Origin of the sequence: Ktedonobacter racemifer DSM 44963 (assembly GCF_000178855.1) — a bacterium.
Taxonomy (GTDB): Bacteria; Chloroflexota; Ktedonobacteria; order Ktedonobacterales; family Ktedonobacteraceae; genus Ktedonobacter; species Ktedonobacter racemifer.
In genome coordinates, this window is sequence record NZ_ADVG01000005.1 from 627,889 (window position 1) to 650,791 (window position 22,903).

General features: G+C 50.9%; 16 protein-coding genes and 1 pseudogene. 14 read left to right on the plus strand and 3 right to left on the minus strand.

Going from position 1 to position 22,903, the window contains the following annotated elements:
• Nucleotides 1-38 precede the first annotated feature (38 nt).
• From KRAC_RS56875 to KRAC_RS56890, 4 genes are all read left to right on the plus strand, one after another.
• Complete coding sequence (locus KRAC_RS56875) at nucleotides 39-1,193, plus strand: bifunctional lysylphosphatidylglycerol flippase/synthetase MprF (protein WP_040448555.1); 1,155 nt, start codon at nucleotides 39-41, stop codon at nucleotides 1,191-1,193.
• A gap of 58 nt (nucleotides 1,194-1,251) precedes the next feature.
• Complete coding sequence (locus tag KRAC_RS56880; RefSeq protein ID WP_007922635.1) at nucleotides 1,252-1,908, plus strand: GtrA family protein; 657 nt, start codon at nucleotides 1,252-1,254, stop codon at nucleotides 1,906-1,908.
• A complete protein-coding gene (locus KRAC_RS56885; RefSeq protein WP_007922637.1) occupies nucleotides 1,856-2,572 on the plus strand; it encodes a glycosyltransferase family 2 protein in 717 nt (238 codons plus the stop codon). Before KRAC_RS56880 ends, KRAC_RS56885 begins: the two co-directional genes overlap by 53 nt.
• A 266-nt stretch (nucleotides 2,573-2,838) precedes the next feature.
• The gene (locus tag KRAC_RS56890) at nucleotides 2,839-3,432 is read left to right on the plus strand and encodes a transposase family protein (RefSeq protein ID WP_007922639.1); all 594 of its coding nucleotides are present in this window, start codon (nucleotides 2,839-2,841) and stop codon (nucleotides 3,430-3,432) included.
• A 75-nt stretch (nucleotides 3,433-3,507) separates the two neighbouring features.
• Here KRAC_RS56890 and KRAC_RS78930 read toward each other — a convergent pair.
• A pseudogene (locus KRAC_RS78930) lies at nucleotides 3,508-3,633 on the minus strand (ribbon-helix-helix domain-containing protein); the annotation flags it as partial.
• 55 nt (nucleotides 3,634-3,688) lie between these two features.
• On the opposite strand from KRAC_RS78930, the gene KRAC_RS56895 reads away from it, so the two are divergent.
• The gene (locus tag KRAC_RS56895; RefSeq protein ID WP_007922641.1) at nucleotides 3,689-4,816 is read left to right on the plus strand and encodes an RNA-guided endonuclease InsQ/TnpB family protein; all 1,128 of its coding nucleotides are present in this window, start codon (nucleotides 3,689-3,691) and stop codon (nucleotides 4,814-4,816) included.
• A gap of 80 nt (nucleotides 4,817-4,896) precedes the next feature.
• Nucleotides 4,897-5,217 (plus strand): transposase, encoded by a 321-nt coding sequence (locus KRAC_RS56900; RefSeq protein ID WP_157508316.1) that lies wholly within the window; start codon nucleotides 4,897-4,899, stop codon nucleotides 5,215-5,217.
• Between the two features lie 370 nt (nucleotides 5,218-5,587).
• Here the strand turns inward: KRAC_RS56900 and KRAC_RS56905 are convergent, their stop codons facing one another.
• Complete coding sequence (locus KRAC_RS56905) at nucleotides 5,588-7,561, minus strand: MFS transporter (RefSeq protein ID WP_007922646.1); 1,974 nt, start codon at nucleotides 7,559-7,561, stop codon at nucleotides 5,588-5,590.
• Nucleotides 7,562-8,449: 888 nt separating this feature from the next.
• Here KRAC_RS56905 and KRAC_RS56910 point away from each other — a divergent pair.
• Nucleotides 8,450-13,009 carry an AAA domain-containing protein gene (locus KRAC_RS56910; RefSeq protein WP_007922651.1) on the plus strand — a complete coding sequence of 1,520 codons (4,560 nt, stop codon included), beginning with the start codon at nucleotides 8,450-8,452 and terminating at the stop codon, nucleotides 13,007-13,009.
• A 19-nt stretch (nucleotides 13,010-13,028) separates the two neighbouring features.
• Here the strand turns inward: KRAC_RS56910 and KRAC_RS56915 are convergent, their stop codons facing one another.
• Entirely contained in the window at nucleotides 13,029-13,397 is a 369-nt protein-coding gene (locus tag KRAC_RS56915; protein WP_040448558.1) for a hypothetical protein, read from the minus strand.
• A 355-nt stretch (nucleotides 13,398-13,752) separates the two neighbouring features.
• Between KRAC_RS56915 and KRAC_RS56920 the strand changes: the two genes are divergently transcribed.
• The 7 genes from KRAC_RS56920 to KRAC_RS56950 all read left to right on the plus strand — a co-directional run bounded on the left by KRAC_RS56920 (nucleotide 13,753) and on the right by KRAC_RS56950 (nucleotide 22,598).
• A complete protein-coding gene (locus KRAC_RS56920) occupies nucleotides 13,753-14,451 on the plus strand; it encodes a vWA domain-containing protein (protein WP_052569415.1) in 699 nt (232 codons plus the stop codon).
• A 13-nt stretch (nucleotides 14,452-14,464) separates the two neighbouring features.
• The gene (locus KRAC_RS56925; protein ID WP_007922653.1) at nucleotides 14,465-16,537 is read left to right on the plus strand and encodes a protein phosphatase 2C domain-containing protein; all 2,073 of its coding nucleotides are present in this window, start codon (nucleotides 14,465-14,467) and stop codon (nucleotides 16,535-16,537) included.
• A gap of 42 nt (nucleotides 16,538-16,579) precedes the next feature.
• Nucleotides 16,580-17,905, plus strand: a complete 1,326-nt coding sequence (locus KRAC_RS56930; protein ID WP_007922655.1) for a protein kinase domain-containing protein — start codon at nucleotides 16,580-16,582, stop codon at nucleotides 17,903-17,905.
• A gap of 85 nt (nucleotides 17,906-17,990) precedes the next feature.
• Nucleotides 17,991-18,356, plus strand: a complete 366-nt coding sequence (locus tag KRAC_RS56935) for a TerY-C metal binding domain-containing protein (protein ID WP_007922663.1) — start codon at nucleotides 17,991-17,993, stop codon at nucleotides 18,354-18,356.
• On the plus strand, nucleotides 18,353-20,344 hold the full coding sequence (locus tag KRAC_RS56940; RefSeq protein WP_007922664.1) for a right-handed parallel beta-helix repeat-containing protein: 1,992 nt from the start codon (nucleotides 18,353-18,355) through the stop codon (nucleotides 20,342-20,344). Before KRAC_RS56935 ends, KRAC_RS56940 begins: the two co-directional genes overlap by 4 nt.
• Nucleotides 20,345-20,412: 68 nt before the next feature.
• Nucleotides 20,413-22,080 carry a coiled-coil domain-containing protein gene (locus KRAC_RS56945; protein ID WP_007922665.1) on the plus strand — a complete coding sequence of 556 codons (1,668 nt, stop codon included), beginning with the start codon at nucleotides 20,413-20,415 and terminating at the stop codon, nucleotides 22,078-22,080.
• Nucleotides 22,080-22,598: a hypothetical protein gene (locus tag KRAC_RS56950; RefSeq protein WP_007922666.1), complete on the plus strand. Its 519-nt coding sequence runs from the start codon at nucleotides 22,080-22,082 to the stop codon at nucleotides 22,596-22,598. Before KRAC_RS56945 ends, KRAC_RS56950 begins: the two co-directional genes overlap by 1 nt.
• Nucleotides 22,599-22,903: the final 305 nt, after the last annotated feature.

Consider the following 22,903-nt stretch of genomic DNA (forward strand, 5'->3'; position numbering starts at 1 on the left):
CAGCTCCTGACCCATTTTTACAGAAGGACTCGCGCAGAATGAGCAAACAACCTCCGATAGCAGGCGCCGATCCAAAGGACCGGTATGCCCAGATCCCTCAACCGGAAGCAGAACTGCTGCGCCTCTATGGTGACCACACGCTCGCATTCTTTGGACTGGCCCCGAAAAACAGGCACTTCCTGGCATCCGGTGGATCGGGATTGGTGAATTATCAACTGATGCACAAGGTCGCGGTCGTGCTTGGTGACCCGGTGTGCGCACCAGAAGCCCACGAACACGTTGCACGTCGTTTCCTTGACTTTTGCGCCTTGCATCGTTGGCGTGTCGCTTTCTATCAAGCAGCCCCTGGGCGCCTGGCCGCCTATCGCTCCCTCCATTTGCGAGCATTCAAGATGGGTGAGGAAGCGATCCTTCATCCTCAAACCTTTACGCTGCGAGGCTCGGCTCTGGCAAATGTGCGCACCAGTTGTCGGCGCGCCGAGCGCGAAGGCGTAGACATCCAGTGGTATGAAGGTGCGCCTCCTGTGGACGTGATGCAGCACCTCGAAGACATCACTGGGGTCTGGCTGGGTCAGAAAGCGCGCAAGCAGGCAGAGGAGAGAGGCTTCGGCATGGGGAGAGTGGATGAATTAACCGAGTCAGCTGAGCAGGCTGAAATGATCGCCACCATCTCCACACCGGCTTCCGTCCTGCCCCTCGCCGCCCCGCGCCTTCTGACCGCAGTTGCAAAAACGAGCGCGGGCCAGCCCTGCGCCTTTGTGACCTTCACCCCCATCTACGGATGCTTCGCAAGTGAAGTCACAGTGCCGGGGAGGCAATCCGAGATGCAGGGATGGGGATGGACGCTCGATTTGATGCGTCGGGTCCCCAACGCACCGCCGGGAGTGATGGAACTGTTACTGGTGCGGGCCATGGAGCGCTTTCGTGTGTGCGGAGCGCACAGGGTCAGCCTGGGCCTGGTTGCCCTGGCCGATAGCAGGCAGGAAATGACTGCTGCGGGGCGGGCGCTTGCACGTTTTGTCACTGATCGGACGGCGCTGTTGGGCCCCAGCCGGACACTTTTCGCCTTTAAACGGAAATTCGATCCCTGCTGGGAGAGCCGATACCTGGTTGCCAACACTACGTTGGGCTTGCCGAATATCATGCGAGCTGCCCTCAAACTGCGAAACTCCTCGGGGGATGGGCAAGACTGAGAACACCATGAATATCATGCTAGCACTATGCTCGCTTTCCAAACAGGAGGGATTGGTCATGATCTTGAGAGAAAGAAAAGAAGGACAGATCCAAGCAACTTCATCAAAGAACATATCCGATACTCCTATCCATCGCTACCATAGCTGGGGCAGTCGCTTCTGGCAGTGGTTCCGCTACTGCCTGGTAGGTGTCGCAAACACGCTCATAGATGTGTTGGTCCTCAATATCCTGCTTTTCCGCTTTCCCACTACACAGGTGCACATCCTGGTCATCTACAATTCCTTTGCCTATATCGCTGGCGCCGCGAGTAGTTTTTTCTTGAACAAGTATTGGACGTTCGGGCACAAGCAGAGACCGACCAGCCAGGAAGTGGGCCGCTTTCTCTTGAGCCTGTTGCTCGAAATCCTGTCGAGCAATGGGCTGCTGTGGCTCATAGGCAATGCCTTGCATCCATTGCTTGCCAATGCCATGCTCTGGGGGAATGCCTCAAAACTGCTGGCGGTTGCTGCGAACACCGTGCTCTCGTACCTCATTCTGCACTTCTGGGTCTTTCGCAGCGAGCGGATCACACCATCGCCTGAAACAGCAGGCAACCATCCATCCAGCGCATTCTCGATCGACGAGAGACGGACTCACCCCCCTGAAGAAAACGGAGCCAGTTGTGAAAGAGAACATCGCCACAGCGAGTATATCAGTGATTCTGCCAGCCTATAACGAAGAGGCGGTGATTGCGAGCACCGTAGCCACTGTGCTTGAGACGCTGGCAACATGGACGTTGGATTTTGAGGTCATCGTGGTGAATGATGGGAGTCAGGACTCGACTTCCACCATTCTGGAGAGCGTCGCGGCAGCTCATCCGCGTTTAACGGTGCTGCATCATGTCGTGAATCAGGGGTACGGAGCGGCCCTGGTGAGGGGTTTCGAGGCGAGCACCAAAGATCTGATCTTTTTTATGGATGCGGATGGGCAATTTGATATCCGCGATCTGGAGCGTTTCTTCCCCTTGTTACAGGAGTACGATGCCGTGCTAAGCTACCACTTCAAGCGCCAGGACAGCTGGATGCGTAAGCTCAATGTCTGGGGCTGGAGCATGCTGGTGCGCCTGGTTTTTGGCGTGTCTGTACGGGATATCGACTGCGCGTTTAAACTGTATCCTGGCACGTTCTTGCGGGAACTGCGCCTGGAGACGCGTGGGGCAATGATCAATACAGAAATCCTCTATAAATTCAAGCACGCTGGCTTGGCCTCTACCCAACTGGGTGTGCGCCACCTGCCGCGTAGAGGGGGCCAGGCCACGGGCGCGAAGCCAGCGGTGATCCTGCGTGCTCTGCGCGAACTCCTGGTCTGTGCCTGGAAGTGGTACGGTGCAAAGAGATGAGCCACGCAGGCAAAGCTCTTTTTCATCATAGTACCTATAAAATCTTCTTATGCACTTTTATATTACGAAAGACTTTATTGCAAAAATAAGAGCACACATCTTTTCGGGAAAATCTTTTCCGTCATTTTGGTTGTGGAAAAGAACGGGGAATGCAAAGAGAGTGATACCGTTATTTCAACTATCAAAAGCCAGAACATTTTTTAGTGCAAAATATTGATTTGTTCAATTTGCCTGGATGGGTTGTATGCAACATCCAGGAAGAAGAGATGCACCTCCTGATCGAAGCTGAGATCGAGGATGCATTTTTCGCGTGTCCATTGTGTGGGAGTGCCAGACCTCCCTATCGCTTTGGCTCTCGATCTCGCACGCTTTTCGATCTCCCCATCCGTATGAAGCCAGTGCAGATCCTCGCGCACCGTCGCCGCTACCGTTGCCGGGAGTGCTCTGGCACGTTTCTTGACCAACTTCCAGGCATTCACGCATCTCATGATGCAACCGAGCGGCTGATCCGGTATATCGAGGCCCATGCGCTCCAGCTCACCGGCACCTTCACAAGCCTCGCAAAGACGCTGGGTATGAGCGAAAAAGTGGTACGCATGATCTTTCATGCTGAGGTTTCGCGCCTGGAGCAAGAGTATGTCATCCAAACTCCTCGATATTTAGGCATCGACGAGATCTACGTCGAAGATCATATCTATTGCGTGCTGGCTGACATTGAACATCATTGCATCATTGACTTGCTTCCGAAACGCGACATGGATTCTGTGAAAAAGTGGCTGAGTCAGCTCCAGAACAAAGATCGAGTGGAATGCGTTACAGAAAACGAGCCAGAAAGCCCCCGTGATGTATCCGGGGGATGAATGGCTCTTCCTTGTTTGGGGTGGATTGGGTGGAGTTGGACAGTAGGACGGATCATACCACAACAGGAATGCATCCACGGCACGTCGTACCAATTCTGCGACAGGGACACCCTCTTTCTCAGCTTGCTCATGCAATTTTTGGTGTTGCTTTTCATTCAGGTAAATGTTTGTACGTCTCACTCTTTCACCTCTTGCATACATCAAAATTTTGATGTATAATTATAGCATCACACAGAGGGAAGGAGCAAGGGGCGCAATGCTCATCTACGAATATAAGATTGATGGCACCAAGGCACAATACGCCGCCATTGATGAAGCTCTTCGCAGTGTGCAGTTCATTCGCAATACGTGCCTCCGCTTGTGGATGGATGACCACGCCACCAGGAATGACTTGCAACTGTATTGCGCCGTCCTTGCCAAAGAACACTCCTTTGTCTTTTCGCTCAATTCTCAGGCTCGTCAAGCCAGTGCGGATCGGGCGTGGTCTGCCATTGTACGCTTCTATGACAACTGCAAACAGAACAAACCCGGCAAGAAAGGCTATCCCAAATTTCAGCATGATAACCGCTCGGTGGAGTATAAGGGGACAGGTTGGAAACTGGACCCTGATGGCAGGCACATCACCTTCACTGATGGGTGTGGTATTGGCAGAGTGCGTTTGATCGGGAGTCGTGATCTTGCGACCCGCCCCATACCTGCTCTCACGCGTGTTCGTCTCATCCGGCGTGCAGACGGGTACTATGCTCAGTTTTGTATCCAGGCACAGCGAAGGGTGGAACATGTTCCCACTGGCAAACAGGTCGGAATTGACGTTGGCTTAAAAGCCTTCTCTACCGATTCTAAAGGGAACACCGTCGAGAATCCCCGCCACTATCGCAAAGCTGAAAAACGTCTCAAACGCTTGCAACGTCGCCTCTCACGCAAGCAAAAGAAGAGCAAAAACCGCAAAAAAGCCCGCCAAGCCGTGGCGTATGCCCATTTGAAGGTCCAAAGGCAGCGCGAAGATTTTGCCAGAAAGCAGGCAAACGCGCTCGTCACATCTCACGATTTGATTGCCTTTGAAGAGTTGCAGATTCGCAACATGGTCAAAAACAGACACCTTGCCAAGAGCATCCACGATGCTGGATGGGGGCAATTTCTGCTTTGGGTCAAGTATTATGCAGCGATACATACAATCCCTGTCATAGCAGTATTCCCCCACTACACCAGTCAAGAGTGTAGTGCGTGTGGAACGCTCGTGAAGAAGACATTGAGTGTGCGCATGCATGTGTGTACGGGGTGTGGTGTGGTCTTAGACAGAGATCATAACGCCGCATTAAACATTTTGCAAAAAGCTCTCAGTACCGTAGGGCATACGGGAACTGATGCACCTCTGAGTGCATGAAACGCTTCTGGACAGGAAGACCTCTACACTGTCTCAGCGATGGGATGGTGCAAGTCACCTGGATGAAGGAAGAATCCCCCGTGATTTATCCGGGGGAGTGTCAAGAACGCTATCGAACCTGGCAACAGCAGATTCCGCCCACGTTGGTTGAGGCGTTCCACCCACTTCAGCAAACCGTAGCCGCATGGGGGAAAGAGATTTTCGCGTTCTTTGAGACAGAGGAGCCACTGACGAACGCATACACGGAAAGAGCAAATCTCAGCATTCGAGAAGCAACAAGGATTTGTTACGGCCTGGACTACCGAACCTTGCGCACCAAACTGTTATTTTGTCCCTCGAACGCAGCCGCTCGCTGCTCAGCATCGCCCCGCTTTCAACCGCAAGAGGCTGCTATTCTCTGAGCGGACTCCATGAGCATTTCAACCGTCAGCGTGGTTGTCGAGCGGATTGTCTTGAGGGGCTTTCAACCGGTTGCGCCGCAGAACCCTCTTTTGCAAATGTTTCCATTCCGCCGCTATTGGCCTATTGGAGCGTACAAACGACTATATGAATTTCAATTCTATAGTTTCACCGAACACGCCGCAGGATGCCCCTTTTCAGGCATGGGGAGGAATGCGGTATTCCTTTGTAGGCATTGATAGAGGGCAAATTTCTCCCGAAAGACAGTCGCGAATGACCCAGTGGACTTCATGTCCAACATCCGGTCGGAGCCCATCAATGGCAAGAATGACACTCCCCTGGCTCGTGAGAAGCTCTTCCATTCTCTGTTGCTTAGTTGGGTGCAGTGTCACCAATTCCTCGTAGCGATGCACCAGAAGCGTGACAGTACGACCAGCAATCTGGACATGGCGAGATTGTAAACATTGATGGATCTCCAGCACGCTGCGATGCTCGGCAAAACGCCACGTTCCGATTAAGGCGATCAGATCTAACCCAAACTCGCCATGAGGCAGCGCCCAAGCTCCTTCGATAGCCGAGGTGAGAGTATTGGCACAGGGGATTGTAACAGCGACGCACGACCAGGGTAATCTCATAGAGGTCATCGAGCCTCATGATCTTACGGCTATAGTGATAAGCTACCCACAACCATTGCCCACAACCAGGGCACTGTTCGGGTTGAGGCATGAGCGTGCATTGATAGGAAGCAGCAGGTCGGAGTTCTCGTCGGGCCAGGATGTTCCTCTTTGAAGACTCTTCACGTTGTCCCTTTGAGACAACACCTGCTGCCAAGCTAGGCTTGCCGCTCTTAGATGTATCTTGCACTGTACTCCTCACATGACCAGTTGCCAATGCCCCTTTTCCCGTTTTATTGCGACAAAGCAGAGCACTGAGGAAAAATGTGATGACCGCCATAACAACCAGAGCAGAAAGCGATGCGACAAAAGCTTGACCATAATACTGTGGCAGGAGTCCTGGCTTCATTGGCATCTGCACCTGTGATCCTAACAGGCCAAAGAATATCAGACTGATAAACGCTACACCCAATACATTTGAAATTTGTGTCACCGTCGAAAGCACACCTGATGCAGCGCCTGTATAGCGAGAAGGGATAGTAGACAGAGCTGCATTCACAAGTGGAGGCCCGATCAGTCCTTGACCAAGTCCCACACAGAGAAGGACCGGGAACAAAGGAAAACCATTGTGTAATGTAGTCCCTATATGTTGTACGACGAAAATCGTTCCCACATCTCCCAGGATCAAGAGGGCAGCACCACTACATAACACCCTCAGCCCGAAACGCGTGACAAAGCGTGGCATCAACAATGAACTGATGAAAGAACCCAGGCCAAGAGGGAGAAACGTAAGCCCCGAACTGAGAGGGGAAAAGCCGTGACCAACCTGTAAAAAAAGGACCAATGTAAAGAAGAGAGCCGCATTTTCTCCATAGTATGCCAGCGCAATGATGATCCCCAGCGTAAACCGCCGCTCTCGAAAGAGACTCAACGGCAAGAGTGGAGAAGTGGATGTACGAGTAACATGACGTTCATATAAAAGAAACGTGATAAAAAATGGTATTGAGAGCAAGAGACACAAAATGATCCATAATGGCCATCCAGTATCGCGCCCTTCCGTAAGAGGATAAACGAACAAAGCCAGTGTGAGAGCAATCAATCCAACCCCGATAAGATCCAGTTTTCGATTCTCGCGCGTTGTCGATTCCTCAATAACGAAAAAACCAATGATGAGTGCAATGATACCAACTGGAACATTCACGAGAAAAACGTTACGCCAGCCAAGGCCAAAGAGATTGCCTGTAATCAATATTCCTCCCACGACCTGTCCCAGGATTGAGGCAATACCGATCACTGCACCATAAATCCCAAAGGCTTTTGCCCGCTCATCGCCGTGAAAGCTTACCTGGATAATGGATAAAACCTGGGGAAGCATCAGGGATGCCGTTAGCCCCTGTATCACACGTGACGCTATCAGGATAGAGGGTTCAGGTGCCAGACCACAAAGCAGAGAGGTACAGGTAAAACCAAGCATCCCAAACTGGAACAATCGCTTGCGACCAAAGATGTCACCGAGCCGCCCTCCTGTTATGAGGCCAACGGCATAAGCAAGTGTGTAACCGGCTAGCACCAGTTGGACCTGGGCAAAACTGGTATGGAGTTCCTGTTGAATGGGGGGGAGAGCAACATTGACAATAAATGCATCTAAAACTGCCATAAAAGTCCCAGTCAATACAACCAACAAAGCTTTCCAGCGCCGGGAATCAACGGAGGCGCGTGCTAGAGTCTGCATAATGTCCTTCTCTAAAATGGCAATGTGCCATCTCTCGTCTCGTTTCGTCTCTTCATCGTAAAGGTTAATGGCATATGGACATACGGGCAGCTATAACGAATGCTTAACAGCGTTGTAAGACTACTCGTACTATCGATCTCCTTGTCTCGCCTTATAGTATAGGAGCAAAAATATCAATTGTGGCTACAAAGACAAGAATTCTCGCTCAAATCTTCCTCAAAAAGTCTCTATCCTAGAGTACAGCTTCAGTGCCCGTCTCGATCGTTACGGGTCTTTTTCACCGGCAACGGCTCATTCACCGGTACGACATTGGAAATAATTTACTTACCCAAGCGCATATCGGCCTCAACAATACCAAAGCTATGGCTAGCCACATTTACTACCTGCAGTTCAGCAGCCTTTGCTACCACAGCGTTATCACTGTATTTCTCGCGTGGAGGAATAAAGAAATTTTTAAACTAACTGGGATAGTTCTATATCAGCAGTCATCTTCTCTTAGACGAGAGATCCTACCACAAGCCTAATGGTCGCTTGCCATCGTAACGGACAGAGTGCATTCTACTCAAAGCAGTCATGGTTGAGATTAACAAGCCCCATTTACGGCAAAGGCACTCTGGTTAACCCCATCGAGACATAAGTTTTTTTCTCTCCCTTCTCTCTGACAATCAGCACATGAGCCGCCATATATCCTATGCAATAACAAACAAAATAGCAGTTTATAAGTATTACTACTCAAGCTTCTATTTACGACCTTCCTTAAACTCTGCTATACTCAGCGATACATAACCTTTGCGTTTATTACTATTTCTACTAACTATCAAAAAACATTATTTACCTTCTTCGCCTCCTATCACATTCCTAATCAAGAGAGAGAAGGAAAGGACACCCGTGCTACTACAAACTGATATGGCCGCGCAGGAAGCGCGCTCCAAACTCTTCCAAATCTTCCGTTATGCGCAAGCATTTAATCATCTACAAAATCCAGTACAGCAAGATGTTGAGAAACAATCATGGTTGCTCTGGCTCAATAGCCTCCCAGTTCACCCCGCTATTCGTCTTGGGCTTGGCAGCTACAGTGGAGAGGAAAATACTTCTTCTATTTCAATACACCAGCAAACAAGGCTCAACGACAACCGAAAATCAGCAGAGTTTGACGGCGATGATTTTATCCTAAAGGTCAAACGACCAACACTCACTGATCCTCCCACCCCACCCAGAGAGATACTTCCCTGGTTAGAAAATGGTTGGCAGAACGTCGACGGCCAGATACGGCTGAACCAAACAGTCACCCCTAAATTTAGCGATAACTCCAAAAGAGAGCAGTTGTTAAAACAATGGCAGATTAATCGTGAGCAATGGGTCAAAAAAGAGCTGCCCGCTCGCAAGGCAATGGAAATCTTTGGCCAACTCTATGCACTACGCGCCCAACTGGAGCGAGAAGCAGAACGTGTAGAGCTTATCCTGGGTGATGGCATTCTCGACTGGGATCCAGCCAGATCCCAGAACGGCGTCTACCATCCTATTTTGCTGATCCGCCTGCAGCTCTCTTTCAACGATCAGATTCCGGAGTTTACTCTCAGCGCGACAGAGCATGCGCCCGAGTTCTACACGTCCATGTTGCAGACACTGCCCGAAGTCAATACCACAGCAATTGGTCAGGCGCGTCGGGAGTTTGAACAAAATACGGTCCACCCTCTCGGAGGTGAGGATACCGCTCAATTCCTGAAGCGTTTCATCAATCAACTCTCACCGCGCGGCGAGCTTCTCTCGCACCCTACGCCACGCGCTCATCGGCAATATCCATCTATTTCGCGCAGTCCCGTCATCTTCTTACGCAGCCGCGCGCTCGGTTACAATACCGCGTTTGAAGCCATTCTCGAGCACATTCCTCACCAGAGCGATCTCCCCTACTCCCTCCTGAGCCTGACAGGCATCAACGCAGTGACCAATGGGCAACACACACAAAGTTCGCCCGACACGCTCCTGTCCTCGCCCAATGGAGAAGACGAGCGCATTCTCTTCAGCAAACCAGCGAACACGGAACAGCTTGAAATAGCCCGTCGCCTCGACCACTACGGTGCCGTCCTGGTCCAGGGTCCTCCCGGAACGGGAAAAACACATACCATCGCGAACCTGCTTGGACATCTCCTCGCCCAGGGCAAAAGCGTGCTCGTCACCAGCCATACATCGAAAGCGCTCAAAGTACTCCGCGAAAAAGTAGTCGAGCCACTCCAGCCACTCTGCGTCAGTATTCTGGAAGACGACAGCCGCAAGCAGATGGAGTGGGCCATCGACACGATCACGGAACGCCTCTCTTCTATCAACGTACACGCACTCGAGCAAGAAGCCCGGCGGCTCACGCAGCAGCGCATTGACTTGATCGAGGAACTGCGCAAAACGCGTGGGCAACTCATGGAGGCACGTCAGAGCGAATATCGAGAAATTGTGCTCGACGGGCGAACATATGCCCCTTCAGACGCTGCGCGCTATGTGGCCGCCAACAGCGCAACCCACAGCTGGATCCCAACTCCCATTACGCCCGATACCCCTCTCCTGCTCACGACAGAAGAGTTGAGCGCGCTCTATCGCACCAATGTAACCGTCACCTCTCAGGACGAGCGCGAGATGGCGGTTGGTCTACCCAACCCACAGAGCCTTGCTTCTCCCGTGGACTTCGACCAGTGGGTACAGGAGCACGAGCGCCTCGCCAAGAAACCGCTGGATTTCCGCCGTGATGTCTGGATAGCGGTACCGAACAGCCCATCTATAGAGGGCTTCCAGCAGCTCCAACATCGCCTGGTCCAGGCCCTGGAACCCCTCAAAGCCTCGAATCAGGAGCAGCGCTGGCGCCTGGCGGCTATCGCAGCGGGGCGCGCAGGTGGTCCCAACCGTCAAATATGGGATGATCTCATCGCGAAAATCGAGCAGGTCGAGAGCTTGGCTCTGCAGGCCCAGCCACTGCTCCTCGAGTACGACCCCTCTGTGCAAGAGGACGCTTGCTCCCTGCAAACGGAGCGCACCCTCGAGGACATCCTGAAGCATGTCGAGCATAGTGGGCGCCTCAAAGGGATGACCCTCCTTCTCCACCGTGATTGGAAGGCAGTGATCGAACAGGTACAGGTCAAAGGGCAGCGCCCGGAGACGAAAGAGCACGTCCTCACACTGCTCCAGTTTGTGCGCCTGGTGAATGCCCGCAGGGATCTAGCAGGGCGCTGGCAGCGACAGATGTCGGTCCTTGGAGCCGCGGACGCGGCCGCATTGGGGAAAGAACCGGAGCGGGTATGCAGACAGTACATCTATCAATTACAGCAATGCCTCTCCTGGTTCGATGCCACCTGGTCACCGCTCGAACAAGAACTCAAGCGCTATGGCCTCCAGTGGGAGACGATCCTGGCCGAAATGCCGGTAAACCTGTCCGAGCACGGAGAGCTCTTGCGCATCTTTGACGCCATCCGGGAAAAGCTGCCGCCGATCCTGGCAGCGGAGGTGAACCGTCGCCTCTACCAGGCAAACGAGGCCCGCTTTATGGGCCTGCTCCGCGCGCTTGATCAGAGCAGCCAGTCCCAAACGCACGCGGAGGTCGTGCAGCGGCTGCGCAGCGCCATTAACGGCTATATGACAAACGCCTATCGCGAGGCCTACGAGCGCCTCGTCGAGCTCCATGAGCGACAAAGCGAGTTGCATATCCGCCACAGCCTTCTGGAGAAACTGGGGAAATGCGCGCCTGGCTGGGCCGCCGCCATTCGCCAGCGGGACGGCATCCATGGACAGCGAGCACTTCCGACAGATCCACAAGAGGCCTGGCATTGGAGGCAATTGCAGGACGCCCTTGAGCGTCGCTCAAAGGCCTCACTGGAGCAACTCCAGGAGCGTTGCCTACACTTAAGCCAGAACATCCACACCGCCACTGCGGAACTTGTGGAAAAGAAAGCCTGGGCGGCTCAGGTCCGTCGCACGAGCTTAGAACAGCGGCGCGCCCTGCAGGGCTGGAAAGAGATCATGCGCAAGGTTGGCAAGGGCACAGGCAAGCGCGCCGCGCAACTCCTCGCGGAGGCGCGTAACCTCATGCCAGTCTGCCAAACCGCCGTTCCCGTCTGGATTATGCCGCTGAGTCGGGTTGTGCAAAACTTCGATCCCCGGCGCAACAGCTTTGACGTCATCATTATCGATGAGGCCAGCCAGGCCGATATCAAGGCCCTGGCCGCGATTTACATGGCCAGGCAAATTGTGGTCGTGGGCGACGACGAGCAAGTAACTCCCATCGATGTGGGGCAGAAGCTAGAGCGGGTAGATAAGCTCATCAATGAGCATCTCCAGGGCATTCCCCTGGCATCCATCTATGATGGGCGTCTCTCCATTTACGCCCTGGCCAAGACGACATTTGAGCCTGTCTGCTTGCAAGAGCACTTCCGCTGCGTTTCCCCGATCATCCAGTTTAGCAATATGCTGTCCTATAACGGCAAGATCAAACCGTTGCGTGACGACAGCGAGGTGCAGCGCAGACCTGCAACCGTCGCCTATCGCGTCCAGGCATTTGACACACCTGGACAGGTCAATGAGCCGGAGGCACAGGCCATTGCCTCTCTCATCATTGCCGCAAGCAAACAGCCAGAGTACCAGGACGCGACCTTTGGAGCCATTTCACTGGTCGCCGACAAACAGGCGCTCCGCATAGACAGCTTGCTGCGTCAACATCTTTCGATTACGGAATATACCCGCCATCAGATCCTCTGCGGCAGTCCCGCCCAGTTTCAGGGTGATGAGCGCGATGTGATCTTTCTCTCGCTGGTGGACACCCCCAAAGGGGATGGGCCGCTCTCGCTCAGAAGCGAAGATGCCTTCGAGTACATGTACAAGAAGCGCTTCAATGTCGCGGCGAGCCGCGCGCGCGACCAGCTCTGGGTCGTCCATTCGCTGGATCCCCACATTGACCTGAAAGATGGCGATATTCGCAAGCGCATCATTCTCCACGCCCAGAATCCCGAGCACCTACTGGCGAGCCTTGCCGAGCAAGAAAGCAAGGTGGATTCCGAGTTTGAGCGGCAGGTCCTGAGCCGACTGGTGCAGGCTGGCTATCGCGTGGTTTCCCAGTGGCCGGTTGGCGCCTATCGCATCGACCTTGTCGTCGAAGGCAACGGTCAGCGCCTGGCGGTAGAGTGCGACGGCGATCGCTGGCATCCACTCGAGAAGCTCGAAGAGGATATGGCAAGGCAGGCCATCCTGGAACGCCTGGGATGGCGCTTCGTCCGTATTCGCGGCAGCCATTTCTTCCGCAATCCCGACCAGGCCATGGCCCCCGTCTTCGCCCGCCTGCGTGCGCTGGGCATCCCTCCCACCAATCACAGTACAGCAACACAACCTGTAAGCACAGACGGGAAAGAGCTTCAGGCCCGCATCCTGCGAGACGCCGCTGCACTTCGCATGCAATGGCAAACGGAGAAGAAATAGGACACTTTTTCCACTACTTTTATACAACGTCAATGCAACAAGACCGACTGAGAATGTAATCAGCAGGTCTTGTTGCATCTGCTTTATTGTCTTGCCCAAGAAAAGCTTTTACCTTTGGCCCTTTTTGTGACTCGCGGCATAAAATGGCCGAAGCGGTTAGGATATCACGTTCCGGCTGTTTTTCAGATTGCGTTTTCACGCTCAAATCTTGCTCCTGGCTCAATGTCTTCTCAGCAGTTAACTGCTGAGAGCGCACTAGAAGCCGATAAAATCCGTTCTCAGGAATTGTACTTTCGGCCATTTTATGCCCAATTTTTGCACTCTCGGCCACATTATGCCGTTTTAGCACAGCAGCAATTGAGCTTGAATGCTTCTGTTTATCGGCCAAGATATGCCGTTTTTGGCGGCCATTTTATGCCAAAAGTGACACTTTTTCATTTAAGAATATTTACGCCCTTAATGCTTGACAATTATATATGATTCCATTAATATATTGATCAGTTTGGATGAGTTATAAATAGGCAGACATTCTGGGTATACTCATTATAAAAGTCTATCCCATTCGAATGCGCTGCTTTCTCCAAAATCGCAGGTCTATCAGAAAGATTTTTTATCAAGCTATAAAATATTATAGCTTGACCTTTCATCTTCTTTTCCAATTCTATGCTACTGCTCTTGGAATCTAAACCAATGTTCCGTTTCTATGACTATTTTCATATTCAATGAAAGCGAGACCTCATCCTATGACCACACTACCAGGCGGCGAAATGTCTGGACGCCCCCTTCATTTTATTTGGATTGCTGATTGCTCTGGCTCTATGGCAGGCGACAAAATTCAATCACTCAATACCGCTATCCGCGAAGCCATACCCGAGATGCGCGGAGTGGCTCACTCCAATCCCCATGCCCGTGTACTGGTACGCGCCTTAAAGTTTTCGAGTGGCGCGACCTGGCATGTAACGCAACCTGTTCCGATTGAACAATTCCAGTGGCAGGACCTGCAGGCTGGTGGCGTGACGGATATGGGAAAAGCATTATTAATGGTCGCCGATGAGCTAAAAATGCCGCCTATGGACCCGCGTGGACTCCCTCCTGTATTAGTACTCATCTCTGATGGTTACCCCACAGACGACGTTAATAAAGGCATCAGTGCTATTCTGGATCAGCCCTGGGGGAAGAAAGCGGTGCGCATCGCCATTGGCATTGGACACGATGTCGATAATAACGTTCTGCAACGCTTTATTAACCATCCAGAGATTCAGCCACTCCAGGCGCACAACGCGGAGCAGCTCGTCAATTACATCAAGTGGGCCTCCACCGCAGTGCTTCAGTCCAGCTCCTCGCCCGCTGTGACCGACGCCCCTACCCACAGCAGCTCCAACCTCAACATCCCTGTTCCCGCACCAACCCATAATATGCCGACCGATAGCGACGTTTGGTAAGGATAACAAGACCATGCAGGATACGCATGAACCAAAATGGGGTATTATAGAGGCTTCTGTAGCTGGAGCAACTCATAAGCAGAATCAGGATGCAAAAAAAACGCACCAGGATCCAGGATATTCACTGCTAGCGGTTGCGGACGGGCATGGAAGCAAAGCTTACACACGTAGCGCGCAAGGAGCACAGTTGGCCGTTGAGAGCGCTATCCAGGGAATAGAATACCTCCTAAATCAACTGCCACCTTTAACAGACATAAGCCACGCGATGATTGAACACATTCTGCTCACATCATCACCCGTGAAAATTGTTGAACAGTGGCGCAAACAGGTGGAAGAAAATATTAAGACCCAACCTTTTGTAGAAGGTGCAGATCAACATAGTTATCCATTCAAACCTTACGGAACAACTCTGTTGACCGCCTTAGTCACTTCGTCCTTCATTTTTTACAGCCAGATTGGTGACGGTGATATTCTGGTGGTAACAGAGGATGGTCATGTCTATGAACCCGTTCCAGGCGACGTACGTCTTTTTGCAAATGAGACGACATCTCTTAGCAGCAAACATGCTGAGCATGATTTCCGCAAGACCTTCAAATGGTTAAGCGAACAAGACAGCGGCTCTACTCCAGCGCTCATTATGCTTGCTACTGATGGCTATCGGAATTCCTTCACTAGCGAAGCGGATTTCTTCAAAGTCGCGACCGATATCCTCAATCTGCTCAGGCAACAGGGGCCAGATTATGTTCAACAGCATCTGGAAAAATGGTTGCAAACCGCTACAGACTTGGGAAGTGGTGACGACATAACAGTGGTTCTCTTCTGGAATAACCGCCTGCTTCAGACACACAGGAAAACAATAACAACCCAAGGCTCCTTGCAGGTACCTGCAGACCAAGAGCCAATAGCTCCAGGTTCAGAGGCAGAAAACATCTATATGCGGGCTCAAGAGGAAAGTGCTAACATTAGCTCAATACAAATGCAGCCCCCAGCGCCTTCAGATAGGCTCTTGTTTAGTAATACTAGTTTTCACCATACACCAAAGCAGATAGGCTCGGGTATTGAAACGCTTTTTCAAGGAGATTTTAAAGCTCACAAAGCTGATCAAAGAGCAATACTCGTAGTATCTCAAGAACCTGGCCTAGGAGATTACACAAGCATTACGGAAGCGCTTCAATTTGCCTCGGATGGAAGCACAATCATCGCTTATCCCGGTGAATATCAGGAGCAACTAAATATTGAGCGTAATATATGTATTAAAGCAAAAGAACCAAGGAAAGTTTTTATCACATCCCCCGTGCCTTGTATAAAGTGTTATGCACCCTATGCCCAAATTAAGGGTCTTAGTATCTCTGGTCAGAGCCACCAAGACATCCGAGATCAGCCAGCTATTTCTCTTGGGGCTGGTCATACTGAGTTTATCGATTGTGATCTCACCTCAAAATCACAACTCATAGTTGGTTCTTCCACACAAAATACATCTTCTCTTTTCTTACAATGCACAATACATGAGGGCGATAAAACTGGCTTTTTGCTTGAGGGATTGGCTCGCTGTAAGGTAAAACAGTGTACTTTTTCGAACAATGGAGAAACACATATCGTCCTGGATGCAGAAAGCGAACTTGAAAGCTATGACAGTACTTTCTCTGCCAGTGGAAATCATGGAATTTTTATTGGTAAGAACTGCTCGCTTCTGCTTCAACATTGCACTATTGAAAAGTATGCACATACTGGCATTTGTTTACGCCAGAATAGGGACGCTCTTCTGGAAGACAGCATTCTACAAGAAGGACAAAAGATTGGCTTATCTATTATAAAAGGCCACTGTATGGTACAAGGTGGCGAAATTAAAAATCAACAAAAGCACGCTGTGCATGTAGAACAGGATAGTACACTTAGCCTTAGCAATGTAAAAATTCAACATTCTCGTAGTGAGACGCCAGCACTGATAGTGTTACAGCAGAGCGTAGCACGCCTTGAAGCGTGCCTTCCTGTAGATCCTAATGACAACTGGCATTTTTGTGATACAGGTAGTCATGTTTACATACAAAATGATGCGCTTCCCGCACCTACTATTGAGCAAGATTAAGAGGCAATATATACGTTCACAAGAACTCGAGGAAGGTTTTCAATGGCAACCCATCATATGTTACAGCCCGGTCAGGAGCTACGTACAAAATCTGGTATGGTCTGTGTAATAAAAGAGTTTCTTGGTGGTGGTGGGCAGGGTGAAGTGTATCGTGCGGACCTGGCAAATACACCAATGGCCCTTAAATGGTATTTCCCGCAATTTGCAACCAACACTCAGTATCAGGCCTTAGAAAATCTAGTACGCAAAGGGCCGCCAGATCAACGCTTTCTCTGGCCACTTGATCTAATTGAGCGTCTCGACCAACGTGAGCTTGGCTATCTCATGCCCCTACGCGATAAACACTATGTGGATATCGTTGACCTGATGAAGCGACGGGTGTCAACCACCTTTCGCGAGCTGACAACAGCTGGCCTGTACCTGGCAGACAGCTATCATCAGCTTCACACTCATGGCCTTTGCTATCGCGACATTTCGTTTGGGAACGTCTTTCTCGATCCGCAAACGGGCGAGGTGCTCATTTGTGATAATGACAATGTCACCATTAATGGGGAAACAGCGGGAGGCGTACTCGGCACATCTCGTTTCATGGCACCCGAAATTGTGCGCCATGAAGCGCGTCCATCCACCCATACCGACCTCTACTCCCTCTCGGTCCTTCTTTTCTATCTCTTCATGTTTCATCATCCCCTGGAAGGACAGCGCGAGGCCGATATCCATGTGTTGGATGGGTACGCTATGGATAAAATCTATGGCACAGAGCCCATCTTTATCTTTGATCCCAACAACACAACGAATCGGCCTGTCAGGGGATACCAGGACAATGCCCTCACCTTCTGGCCTCTCTATCCTCAATTTCTCCGTGACCTTTTTACACGCGCTTTTACTGATGGCCTGAGCAATCCAGTAAATGGGCGAGTACGCGAGACTGAGTGGCGTAGCGCCATGATCCAGTTACGTGACGCCATTTTCTATTGTCCTCATTGCCAGTCACAGAATTTCTACGATGTCACGGTCCTCAAGCAGAATAATGGAAAACCTAACCCTTGCTGGCATTGTCAGAAAGCGGTTATACTTCCCTACCGCCTACGGCTAAACGACCACATTATCATGCTCAACCACGATACTGTGCTCTTTCCACACCATATTGATCGCAAAAGCAAGTGGGATTTCTCTCGACCAGTTGCTCAGGTGAATCAGCATCCATCAAATCCACAGATGTGGGGCCTGAAAAACCTCTCCCTGGAGAAGTGGGTTCTGACCAAAGTGGATGGCAGCAAGCAGGACGTAGAACCCGGGCGCAATGCCCCACTCGTCGCTGGCAGCAAGATCAATTTTGGTGATGGCGAGGGTGAGATACGCTACTAGCCCTCTCATCGCCCTTTAGCTATACCCGAAGCATGATCATGCCAGAATTACACAGCAAACCAATGATACAAGGGAATATTCTTTTATGAGTTTTCCAGCCAACGTGGTCATCGTTGTCAGCCGATGCGCGCAGCAGAAAAAGGGCTTTTGCATCCGTTTCGAGGAGAAGGTGCCGGGACAGTGGTTCGCCGACTGGGCCTTTAGTATTCAGGAGCAGCAGGCCAGGCGCGAGGGCTACGACTCTAATGAAATCAACGGCTCCATCCTGATAGACAAAGCATATCCAGGTTGCCCCTACTGCGAAAGTGAAGGCTTTGTTCTCTGCGGCGCCTGCAACAAAGTTGCCTGTTACGATGGTTCCAGCCATCAAGTCCTCTGCCCCTGGTGTGGCAATCATGGTGAGATCAATAACAAGCGCGTTAATAGTTTGCGCGCAGGAGGTGACATTTGAGCGATATTCCACGCCAGGTCCTCTGTCGCATCGTAGCGCAATACTCGCGCGAGGTCTGGGGCGATCCCCAGAGGTGCCATGCGCTACTCATGGACCTATGTGCTGAACAAGGCGGCTATCAGCAATATCAACGCCAGTTGACGGTGCTTCAAGAGGCCCTAAAAAGTAAGTTAGTCGATAACTTAGAAAGAACCGTTTTGCCTGTAGAAGCCGCCATTTCCCAGGGCACCCAGCAATTGCAGGCCGACAAGGGGTTTGAAGCACAACTGGCCTACTGGTGTATGGAGACCTGGGCCATGGCGCTCGGCCGTCTGCCACAAAAGACTTCAACAGTTTATCCCTCCCACATTGTAACCGTCGCAGCTCAGGGAGACGGACACTACCGCACTCTATCCGAGGCGGTGCGTAATGCCGGACCGGGACACACTGTGCTAGTAAAACCTGGTGTTTACAGAGAAGCACTTGTCCTGGACAAACCACTGACCATTATGGGCAGTGAACCTGCCGACGCGATCGTGATTGAGAGTCTGGATAAGCCATGCATCACACAGGTAGCCGCCACCGTACGAATCCAGGGGTTAACCCTTCGGAGTAACGCTCACGCGCCGAGGGAACGCTTTGCCACGATCGAACTACATAGAGGAATTTTAGAGCTACAGGATTGCGATGTCTCTTCTGCCTCCTATGCGTGTATTCAGCTCTCTGGTCCCGATGCTAATGCGGCCATCACCCGCTGTCACATCCATGACGGCAAGGAATATGGCGTCGTCATCGAGCATAAAAATCAGAGTGTGCTACAGGAATGCCATATCTCCGATCATGGACGGGCGGGGATAACGATCAGCCGCGAAGCCAACCCGCACATCAACGCCTGCACATTTCACTGCAAACGCGGCGTGAATGCCCTCATTCATAACCAGGGCCGGGGAGAGATTGAGCGCTGTGAGTTCACGCAGAGTGGCTCGTTTAGTATCGAGATCAAGCAAGGTGGCAATCCTCACATTCAGTACTGTACCATTCACAACAGCCTCATGAGTGGTGTGCGTATCTGGCAAGATGGACAGGGACTGCTTGAGCACTGTGATTTCGCTGAGAACATTCTCGCCGGAATTGAGGTACGTAGCATGGCACGACCTACCATCCGCAGTTGCCAGATTCACCATGGTAAGGGAAGCGGCATCCTAGTTTGGGACCGAGGGCGCGCTCAGATTGAGGAGTGCAACATCTACGCTAACACGGTCGCAGGCATTGAAATCAAACAAGGCGGTGACCCTCACATCAGCCAGTGCAAAATTTATCATGAAATGGGAACTGGTATCCTTGCTCATGATCACAGCTATGGCACCATTACGCACTGCACTCTGTACGAAAACAGACAAGCAGGTATAGAGGTTCGCGAACACAGTCATCCCACTATCCAGGATTGTAACATCTCACGCATGGGATATGCCGGTGTGCTCATTCACAACGAGGGGCGTGGTGTTCTGGAAAAATGCGATATTTCTGAAAACGTCAGGGCCAATGTCTATATCTTGCAGCACGGAGCACCCACACTACAAAAGTGCTCAATTCACAACGCAAAAGATTATGGCATTCTCTGCGAAGATGAGGGGCAGGGTCTGATCGAAGAGTGCGATATTCACCACAACTCACTGACTGAAATCGAGATCACACGTCAGAGCAATCCCACGATACGCCGCTGTCATATTCATGATGGAAAGGGTCACGGCATTCTCATTACGCGAGAGGGACGCGGTACAATCGAACACTGTGAAATCAACAAAAACGCCGCCAATGGTATCGAAATTAAGCAGTCCAGCGCCCCTCTTATTCGCCAGTGCAAGATTCAGCAACAGGGCCAATATGGGATAGCTGTCTATCAAGAGGGACAAGGTACGCTTGAAGCATGCAACCTCCAACAGAACGCACGAGGACCTCTCTTTTGCGCTCCTGGCACGCACCTTCAGCAACATCGGTTAACCTTTTAATTCTTTATACCTTTATATTTTTTTTGCCTGGAACTATTTCTCACAAAGGAACATAACGGAGACTAACTATGGGCATACGCGAATCCAAACTTGCAAAAAATACGAACTATAGCCATATCGCCACAAACCTCGCCGATTTGATGGATGAAGGGCAAAAGCTAGGAGTCTCAGAGGGTATCCAACGCGTCGAATTAATCTGCGAACAATACAAATCACTCACTCCACACACCGCCTACTTATGGCTCGATCCCTCAGGTTTTCAACGCGAGATCGAAGAGGCTCAAACCAATACACGCTGGATGCATTTTGTACGAGGTCTGCGCAATATTTTTAGTCTGGCCCCACTGATAACCACCTGGATAGGCCTCTACGAAGGCGTGAATGCCTACCAACAATATATTTCAACCCCGGGCAGCAATAAACAGGGATCGTTTCTGACCCTCTGGCAGGCTGGCTTTGATGGTCGCGTCTTACCCTTCACCGTCACGGCTCTCCTGGATGTCGTCTTCTTAATCGGTTATCTGCTTCTCATTTTGTATGAACAGTACCTGGAGAGCCAGGTGATGAACAAAGCAGCAAAATATACAAAGCACCTTCAAAGCAAAGTCGATGAGCTAGTCACCTGCGTCGCTGAGGAGGGCTATCCCCTGATCACAGATCAATCTGACCTGGATCGAGCAGTCAATGGCATCAAAAGCGTTGTTGATAGCACGACAGAAGCACTCAAACAAATTGTAGATCATACCGTCACCTCGCTCAACACCATGATGGAGCAGAATTTTAAAGATTTCAAGCAGTGCCTGAGCGATAACTCTGAACTGGTAAGAACGAGTATCGACGGTGCGGCCCAAACGAATGCTACCGCGCTTGAGAAAGTAGAACAATCCCTCAATGTACTCTTGAATACCTCTCACACCACACTCAAGCAATATATCGATCACGCCACAGATACCCAGAACCAGGGTCTGGTACGCTTTGAACATACTCTACAAACGACCCTGAGCAATACCAGTTCCACTATCCAAGATATGGTGGATACAGCAACACAATCGGTCACAGCCACCCACACGAATGTAGAACGATTGATGACCAACACTGTCGTACCCATGATGGAAGGCTTCCACCAGGATATGGCGTCGCTACATGCTGAGCTGGCAAATTACCAGGGGCGCATCAACAACCTCTCGCAAGTTGGTCAGGAGCTCGCAACGGCAGGACAGAAACTTGCTGATGCGTCACAAAACCTGATTGATAATGCAGATAGATATGTCGAAGTTGGCGATAATATTAATGGCCAGCTTGCCGCTCTTAATGCCACACAAACAGAAGTACTGCGCGAAATGGAAGGTGTGGCCGGAGGTGTGACAACCGCGGCAGGTCACATGAATATAGCCAGCACAAATATGATGAATGCCACACAGCAAATCGAGAGTCTCACAACCCGTTTAGGAGCCAATCTAGACCATACTATTGAGCACATGTCGCGTAATCTTGAATATGCTCATACGCAGACAAATGATACCGTTAAGCACCTTGAGAGTGAAGTTAACGCAACAATTGAGTTAACTTCAAAAGATTTGCAAAAAACCAGCCGTACCCTCGCTCAGGTTGGTCCGGAACTCGTCCAATCCGTCAAGGATCTCAAACAGGCAAGCAAGGATCTATCTGAAGTTGAGGTATCCTGGCCCTTTAGAAAGCGTCGCTCCAGAGGTACCGTCACCGCGGGAGGACGTTAATGAGGAAACGTTCCTTTCGCAGTTCACCTGTCTCTGTTGGTTGGCTCTTTGCTGATCTCTTGCTGGCGCTCGCGATGATTTTCCTCATCGCGAACACCACCATTACACCACTCAAAGCAAGTGTTCGTCCCAAGCCTACGCCAACACCGACACCTTCGCCAACGCCAATTCCCATTCCAAGGCTTGAGTTGCAGCCGCATCGCTTTACGATCAACATCGATGCCACTGGCTATCTTAGCAATAACGCAGATGCCATCAATAATGCAAAAAAGCAAATTCGCAACCAGGGCTTTCTCAAGGGGCGCAGTGTCGGCCTTGTGATCGCCTACGGAGGGGCACCGACGACCGATAATATTCCCACAGCCCTTGATATTGCTGCCAAAACATACGACGTATGCAAGAGCATAGGTAGAGATCACTTTGCCTTTGAAAACACATCCTATTACACCGAAAAACTGTATCGCCTTGGTGATTCGCCCAACACCGTAACCATTGATGTGTTCCTTTTTAAGGTGTAGGCAGGCAAAATTATCCGCCCATACACTGCACATAATCCGTACTGCAAACATGCTTTGTTTCTTTGCAAGGAACTCAAAAACGCTTTTCAAAGAACAGACCATGCTTGCAGTACAGCGTGCCAACAACCGAACATAAAAGCGCCTGAGTAAACTTTTTTACTGATCCAGAAACTATTGCCCCTTTTTCCTCTCCATAAGAAGGAGGCAATACTTGTAGGTAGCACCTTTATATGTTATATTATTGTTTACGTATTTATGATTCATTATATAACTTCCAAAATATCTACTCCATTCTTCAGGCACTT